Source organism: Cloacibacillus sp., assembly GCF_020860125.1.
Classification (GTDB): Bacteria; Synergistota; Synergistia; order Synergistales; family Synergistaceae; genus Cloacibacillus.
The window spans coordinates 1-6,872 of the sequence record NZ_JAJBUX010000092.1; the positions used below are offsets into that span (position 1 = coordinate 1).

A 6,872-nucleotide genomic window follows, 5' to 3' on the forward strand; every position below is an offset into this window, starting at 1 on the left:
TTTATATATTATCCGTCTCAAGTCAACGTAAAATCGGATGATATTCCTTCAGCGCCTGCGTGGCAGCGAGCCGTCAAAGGCCAGGACCAGCACCGGCAGTCCGCCGAAGAGGAAGCTTAATATCCCCCACAGCCAGAAATTTTTTCCCAGCCGCTGCGCGATGCTGCCCCAGAGATAGACCCAGCAGAAGAAAAAAATCGCGGAGACAAGATAGCCCGTATTGCCGCCGAAAAACCCGAAGCTGAGAAAGTTCAGCGCCGAAGCGGCGAAGGCCGGTACCGCGATGCCCGCGGTCACCCAGCGGGTGATCCCCGCGCAGTCGCAGAGCAGCATCACGTTATAGACGGGGAAGAGGAATTCCACATATGAGCCGATATGGAATTTATCCCCTATCCGGTACATCACATAGGCCGAGAAGAGGTAAAGGCCAAATATCAGCACCAGCACGGCAAAAACGGCAAAGGCTCCGAACAGCAGGGCAAACATCAGTCGGTCAGCTCCCGCATGCGTCCCAGCACCTCGCCAAGCCGTCCTATCTTCTCGCCGTATCCTGCCCAGTCGCCCTTTCTCTGAGCGTTCTGCGCGGCGTTATAAAGCTCCTGCGCCTCAGAGGCGAGAGCCTTGATGTCGGCTCCTCCCTCGGAGCTCCCGGCCACCGGCGCGGCGGCGATACTCTCCGTCTTCGTACCGGTCGAGAGCGTCATCTTCTGCCCCATCAGCTTCTCAAGCGCGGCGCCGAAGTTGTCGGCCCAGGCGACGCGCCCTCCCGTCGAGACGATGACGCGCTTGAGCTCCGGCAGCTCGCCCTTTTCCGCCTTGAGGTAGAGAGGCTGCACGTAGAGCAGCGATTTTCCTATCGGTACGACGAGCAGGTCACCGCGTATGACGTCCGAACCGCGCTGGCTCCAAAGCGAAAGCTGCGCCGATATTTCGGGATTCTGGTCGATGAGCGCCTCCACCTGTCCGGGACCGTAGATCAGCTTCTGCTTCGGGAACTGGTAGACGAGCAGCTCGCCGTAATTCTGCGGGTCGCAGCGACCTGCCATCCAGCCGATGAGGTTGTCGCGCCCCAGCGGCATATAGGGCACGATGATCGCAAATTCGGGAGACTTCTCTCCCCACAGCTTCATCGTGACATAGTTCGGCTGTATACGGCGTTCGCGCCCCACGGGAGTGACCTCCCAAACGTCTTCGCGGTTATAGTATGTGTTCGTGTCGGTCATATGGTAGGTGGTATAGACCGCCGTCTGTACCTCGAAGAAATCCTCCGGGTAGCGGATATGCTGCCACAGCTTGTCGGATATGCCGCTCCTGTCACGGAAGAGGCCGGGGAATATCTTCATCCAGGTGCGGATGATCGGGTCTTTGTCGTCGACGACGTAGAACTCCATCTTTCCCGTATAGGCGTCGGCGACGCCCTTCACGCTGTTACGCACATAGTTCACGCCGCGGAAGAGGGCGAGCGTGCTGTCCGCCGTATCAAACGGCTTCGAGTAGGGATAGCGCTCGGACCAGGTGAAAGCATCCTGCAGCCACTTGATACGTCCGTCAATGAGGACGGGATAGGTCTCCGCGTCATAGATCAGGAAAGGGGCGACCTGCGCGAAGGCGCGGCGCACATTGCGGTTATAGAGCACGCGACTCTCTTTGGAGAGAGCGCCGGTAAAGAGTATCTCCGAGTCGCGGAAGCGCAGTGAGAAGAGGATACGCCGCCACAGCGAACCAATGGCGACGCCGCCGTCCTCCTGATATACGGATCGGACATTAGAATCCCCCATCGGATAGTCGAACTCCTTCACGTCGGTTTTGACGAGTACATAAGAGTAGGGAGCCGTGCCGAAATATATCTCAGGGCGCGAGAGGGGGATGTCGACCGTGGAACGGACGGGGATGTCCTTCATGAAAAAGTAGGGCAGCCCGCCGGAGGCGATCTCGTTGACGGGGTTCATCACTACGCCGTAGCCGTGGGTAAACTCAAGGTGGGTATTGACCCACGTCGGATTCTGGAGCCGCGAGAGATCCAGTTCGCGGACGCCGAGCATCACCTGGCGGCTGCGCCCGTCCATCATATAGCGGTCGATATAGACGTCGTTAAAATTGTAGTAGGTACGTATCGCCTGCAGCTGACGGTAGGTGCGCAGCAGCGGGGAGTAGTCCCACAGGCGGATGTTCTGCACCGTCTCGTTGTCCGCGGCAAGCTCGGCGGCGGTCACTTCGGCCTCCGGCGTGAAGGCTACCGAGGTGACTTTGTTAAGTCCGAAGGCGCGGCGCGTGTAATCGAGGTGATAGTCGAGATAACTCTTCTCCATCTCGTATTCGTTCGGCTTAACGCGGTATTGCTGGATAAGGCCCGGGACCACGCTGCGCGCCGCCCAGCCGACGACTAAAAGCAAACCAATGGCGATGGCGGAGAATTTCCACATCGGACGGAAGAAGTTCACAAAGAGCAGCGCCGCCGCGGCGAACATCGCAAAGGTGAGTATCGAAAGCGCTGGCAGCACCACATGCACGTCGGTATAACCAGCGCCGAAGACCACGCCGGTCGGAGAGAAGAGCAGCTCATAGCGCGCGACCCAGTAGCCGACTCCCCAGAGAATGAGGATCAATGCACCGAGCAGAGTCAGATGCAGCCTCGCCGCGGGAGCCACGTAGAGCCTCCCGGGGGTAAAAGTCACGGAGCGCGTCATAAAATAGATCGCCGCCGAGCCAATCAGCGTCAGCATCAGCACTCCCTGCGTCCAGAGCTGAAGGAATTTCAGGAAGGGCAGGCTGAAGACATAAAAACCGATATCGATGCCGAACAGCGGGTCCGTCTCGCCAAAGGGAGTTTTATTCATGAACTGAAGAAACTCATGCCACATCCCCATGGCGTTCAGCGCGTTGACGGCGGCGACCAGCAGCGCCGCGCCGAGGATAAAGAGCCTGACACGGCGTCCTGCGCGCGCGTCCGCCCCCGCGTCGTCAATCTGCCGCAGACCGCGTTTCCAGGCAAGCTGCCAGTTAAGCGAATAGATGATAAAACCGGGCACCAGAGCCGCGGCAAAAAGCTCCCACTGAGCCCAAAAGCGTCGCCAGAAGACGGACTCGAAGCCCTGCGCCTTAAACCAGTATAGGTCCGTCATAAAGGTGGCGATCCACGGCAGCACGACGGCAAAGAGAATGAATAGGCCGCCGGCCACGAACCAGAACTTCTTCACCTTCGGCAGCTCGATGCGCGGCATCTGCGGCCGCTCGTCGTCCCAGTTTTCACCATTGTCGCCGCTTCCCTGCGTCCATTCACGCTGCGGCCGGTTCATCATCGACCGCAAGAGATCGTTTATATCCACGAACAGCACCCCTCATATGCGAAAATAATCTTTTATTATATTCTTGACCAAATATCGGCCAATGTCCAGTGAAAAACAAAAAAATCCCCTTATAATGATGCGATAAAGTACGAAAACGAGGAGGAATAAAATAATGCCGCTTACCAAAGAAGAGGTGCGCGCGAAACTCACCGAAATGGGAATCGCGTACGAGGTCATGGAACACGGCCCCGTATACACCATAGATGAGATGAAGGAAGTCGAGGGAATGAAGATCGAGGACGTCTGCAAAAATCTCTTTCTGCGCGATGAAAAGGGCAAGCGCCACTTTCTCGTCGTGCTTGACGAGGCCAAAAGCGCCGACCTCAAAGCGATACGCGCGCAGATCGGCAGCACCCGTCTCAGCTTCGGCTCCGAGGAACGGCTGATGGACAACCTGGGGCTGATAAAGGGCGCCGTAACGTCGCTCGGCGTCCTCAACGACTGCGCTAAAAACGTCGAAGTGCTTATCGACGAGGACCTGCGGGGCCGTCCGCGTCTCGGCGTCCACCCCTGCGACAACACGGAAACGCTCTGGATGTCGTTCGACAGTATCAAAAAAATCATCGAGAGACAGGGGAACAGCCTTAAATTTATCAAAATATAACATCGCGCACTCAGCGCCGCATATAACAACAGATGAGAGAGGCAGGCGGAAAAATTCCGCGCCTCTCTTTTTTGTATTCCACAAGTACATAGCCTCTCATAATTAAAGACGATATTAATCAACAAAAAAACGCTCTTTTATCATACAAACAGGAATAAAAACTTACAGCCTCCGCCCTATTGTCTCCCCATCGCGAAACAAAATTCCTCTTTTTTACTCTTTCGTTATTGACTGTATATATGTAATATTTATAATTACAATGTAAGTTGATTTTGTATCTTTCGATAAACGAGGCGGTTTTCATGACTGGAGAGTTTGCGATAGCGGTACACGCCATCGTCTATTTGAATCATAAGCGCTCCTACCTTTCGAGCGAGGCGCTCGCCAAGAATATATGTACCAATCCGGCGCGCGTCCGCATGGTGATGAGCAAGCTGAAAAGGGACGGAATCATTCTCACCCGCGAGGGCGCGGCGGGAGGCTACGCGGTGCGGGAGGGAGTATCGGATCTTTCGCTGCTGGAGGTGGCTGAGTCCGTGGGTGCGGCCTTTGTCGGCAGCGCCTGGCGGTCGGGAGACTCTGACATGAAGTGTCTCGTCGCCTCCGGAATGGCCGACGTAATGGACGGCTTCTATTCGGAGATGGACGGGCTCTGCCGCGGCTATCTGAGCAAGGTCCGCATAAGCGATGTGGAAGAGATGATCTTTAAGGGAAAGGGCGACTTAGACGCCTGCGGCCGGAAAGATTAGCTACACAAAGCGCGGAGCTGCCTTAGCCTAAGAGGGCAAGGCGCCGCGCGGAGAAACAAACCATAAAAAGACGCGGCTTCGCCTCCCCGCGGCATAGGGGGAAACCGCGCCGCTTATTTCTATTTTGCGTTGTCGATCGCTTCGTTGGACAGCTCGTCGGCGCGTTTATTTTTAGCGCGCGGCACCCATTCGTAACTGACCTTGATACCATCGGAGACGGCCCAGGCCTCTCTTGCCAATTCACGCAGGTGAGGCAGGTTGATTTTCCATTGCTTTGAGAGCTGGCAGACGACAAGCTTGCTGTCGCCGTAGACCTTGAGCTCCTTCGCTCCGCGCTCCCGCGCGGCCTTGAGCAGCAGAATGGCGGCGTTGTACTCGGCCTCGTTGTTGGTCTTCCTGCCGAGATAGCGAGCCGTCTCCCAAAGAGTGTTTCCGTTATCGTCCGTCAAAAGCGCGCCCGCGCCCGCCTCCCCGGGATTGCCGCGCGATGCGCCGTCAAAGTATCCTATCATTTTTATCTTACAACTCCCTGTACCTTCGATTTTTGCATTATACTTTGCTATTATATGCTACAGAGCAACGGAGGTAAATCAATTATGGCAGCTGCAAAAAAGACAAACGCGGTACGTATCCTCGAAGGACTAAAAATACCCTTTGAGCTTTTGGAATATGAGATAGATGAAAAGGAGCTCTTCGCGGAGGACGCGGCGGCGAAGACCGGCATCGCCGAAGAGCGCACCTTCAAGACTCTCTGCTGCCGCGGCGACAAGATGGGCGTGATAATGGTCTGCGTCCCCGCGGGGCGCGAACTTGATTTTAAGGCGCTTGCGGCGGCTTCCGGCAACAAGAGCGCCGAACTCGTACACCTCAAAGAGGTGCAGGGGCTGACCGGTTACGTGCGCGGCGGCTGTTCGCCGCTAGGAGCGAAGAAAAAATATCCCGTCATCATCGACGAATCCGCGCTTACCTTCGACTTTATAACCGTCAACGCCGGTCACCGCGGGCTGCTCTTCAAACTCGCGCCCGCCGACCTCGTGCGCGCCACGGAGGCTAAGAGCGCTCCGGTCGTCAGGTAGCCGCCTTGGATACCGCGACCAAAAGGCCGCCAAAATGGCTGATCATCTTCGCCTATCTGATGGTCTACATCATCTGGGGCTCCACCTACCTCGCAATCCGCTTTTCAGTGGAGACGATCCCGCCGCTGCTCTCGGGCGGCATACGGTTTCTCGCCGCGAGGGCGATCCTGCTCGCCGTGAGGCTCTTTCAGACACGTGAGCTGCCGACGGCGCGCGGCTGGAAGCTCGCCTTCTGCGCCTCCCTGCTGCCCTTCGCCGTTACCTACGGGCTGATCACCACCGCGGAACTCGTCGTCCCCTCCTCGATAGCGGGGATCATCATGGCCGCCGAGCCGCTGTGGTTCTGCCTCATCGGGTGGCTCTTCTTCAACGGCAGAAAACCTCTGCCGCACCACTACGCCGGACTTGTGCTGGGCTTCGTGGGGATATGCGTGCTCGTCGCGGGAGACCCTAACGTCGAGCTCTCTTTTGAATCAAAATATACTATCTGGATGCTGCTTTTGCTGCTCTCCACCCTCACCTGGGTGGTGGGCGCCTTCATCTCCGCCAATCCGCACATCCACCGCGACACTTTGACCGCCTCCGGCATGCAGATGTTCTGCGGTGGCGCGGTGATGATGGCCTCGCAGTACGCCTTCTCCCTCTACACGGGGAGCTATCCGCAGTTCCACGCCTTCTCGATGCGCTCCGCCCTGGCATTGTGCTTTCTGGTTTTCTTAGGCTCGCTCGTCGCCTACACATCGTTTCTCTGGCTGATGCGTGTCGAACCGGCGAACCGCGTCGCGACGCACGCCTTCGTCAACCCGGTGGTGGCGGTGCTGCTCGGCTGGCTGATCGGCGGCGAGGCTCTGCACATGAATACGATCATCGCCCTGCCCCTCGTCATCGCCTCCGTGATCCTGCTGGTACGTGAGAAACCACAAAAAAGCTCCTGAAAAAACTCACCTCCCGCCGCCCCCGGCAGCGGCCAGACCAGATCACCCCTGCCAATACAGAAGAACAAAACAGCGGTTTAGCTTCTGCCCTTGTAGCCTCCCTCTTTGAGGCGGCCAGGGAGCCGAAATCTTTGATTTCGTGCGATTCGGCTGGTAGTTAC

General features: G+C 57.1%; 7 protein-coding genes. 4 read left to right on the forward strand and 3 right to left on the reverse strand.

Annotation, left to right across the window (positions count from 1 at the left end; genetic code table 11):
• Positions 1-48: 48 nt before the first annotated feature.
• Together LIO98_RS11585 and LIO98_RS11590 are read right to left on the reverse strand one after the other, a co-directional pair.
• Positions 49-486 (reverse strand): hypothetical protein, encoded by a 438-nt coding sequence (locus LIO98_RS11585; RefSeq protein WP_291957211.1) that lies wholly within the window; start codon positions 484-486, stop codon positions 49-51.
• Positions 486-3,326, reverse strand: coding sequence for a UPF0182 family protein (locus tag LIO98_RS11590; RefSeq protein WP_291957214.1), 2,841 nt, complete (start codon positions 3,324-3,326; stop codon positions 486-488). Before LIO98_RS11590 ends, LIO98_RS11585 begins: the two co-directional genes overlap by 1 nt.
• A 133-nt stretch (positions 3,327-3,459) precedes the next feature.
• Here LIO98_RS11590 and LIO98_RS11595 point away from each other — a divergent pair, with 133 nt between their 5' ends.
• Together LIO98_RS11595 and LIO98_RS11600 are read left to right on the forward strand one after the other, a co-directional pair.
• Positions 3,460-3,951, forward strand: coding sequence for a prolyl-tRNA synthetase associated domain-containing protein (locus LIO98_RS11595; RefSeq protein WP_291957217.1), 492 nt, complete (start codon positions 3,460-3,462; stop codon positions 3,949-3,951).
• A 302-nt stretch (positions 3,952-4,253) separates the two neighbouring features.
• Positions 4,254-4,700, forward strand: coding sequence for an Rrf2 family transcriptional regulator (locus tag LIO98_RS11600; RefSeq protein ID WP_291957220.1), 447 nt, complete (start codon positions 4,254-4,256; stop codon positions 4,698-4,700).
• 119 nt (positions 4,701-4,819) lie between these two features.
• Here LIO98_RS11600 and LIO98_RS11605 read toward each other — a convergent pair whose 3' ends face one another.
• Complete coding sequence (locus tag LIO98_RS11605; protein WP_291957223.1) at positions 4,820-5,212, reverse strand: ribonuclease HI family protein; 393 nt, start codon at positions 5,210-5,212, stop codon at positions 4,820-4,822.
• An 84-nt stretch (positions 5,213-5,296) separates the two neighbouring features.
• On the opposite strand from LIO98_RS11605, the gene ybaK reads away from it, so the two are divergent.
• Together ybaK and LIO98_RS11615 are read left to right on the forward strand one after the other, a co-directional pair.
• Positions 5,297-5,776, forward strand: a complete 480-nt coding sequence (ybaK, locus tag LIO98_RS11610; RefSeq protein ID WP_291957225.1) for a Cys-tRNA(Pro) deacylase — start codon at positions 5,297-5,299, stop codon at positions 5,774-5,776.
• A gap of 5 nt (positions 5,777-5,781) precedes the next feature.
• Positions 5,782-6,711 (forward strand): EamA family transporter, encoded by a 930-nt coding sequence (locus LIO98_RS11615; protein ID WP_291957227.1) that lies wholly within the window; start codon positions 5,782-5,784, stop codon positions 6,709-6,711.
• Positions 6,712-6,872 lie beyond the last annotated feature (161 nt).

Coding starts and splice junctions, on each gene's coding strand:
- LIO98_RS11585 (WP_291957211.1), bottom strand. CDS start 486: ATGTTTGCCCTGCTGTTCGGAGCCTTTGCCGTTTTTGCCGTGCTGGTG.
- LIO98_RS11595 (WP_291957217.1), top strand. CDS start 3,460: ATGCCGCTTACCAAAGAAGAGGTGCGCGCGAAACTCACCGAAATGGGA.
- LIO98_RS11600 (WP_291957220.1), top strand. CDS start 4,254: ATGACTGGAGAGTTTGCGATAGCGGTACACGCCATCGTCTATTTGAAT.
- LIO98_RS11605 (WP_291957223.1), bottom strand. CDS start 5,212: ATGATAGGATACTTTGACGGCGCATCGCGCGGCAATCCCGGGGAGGCG.
- ybaK (WP_291957225.1), top strand. CDS start 5,297: ATGGCAGCTGCAAAAAAGACAAACGCGGTACGTATCCTCGAAGGACTA.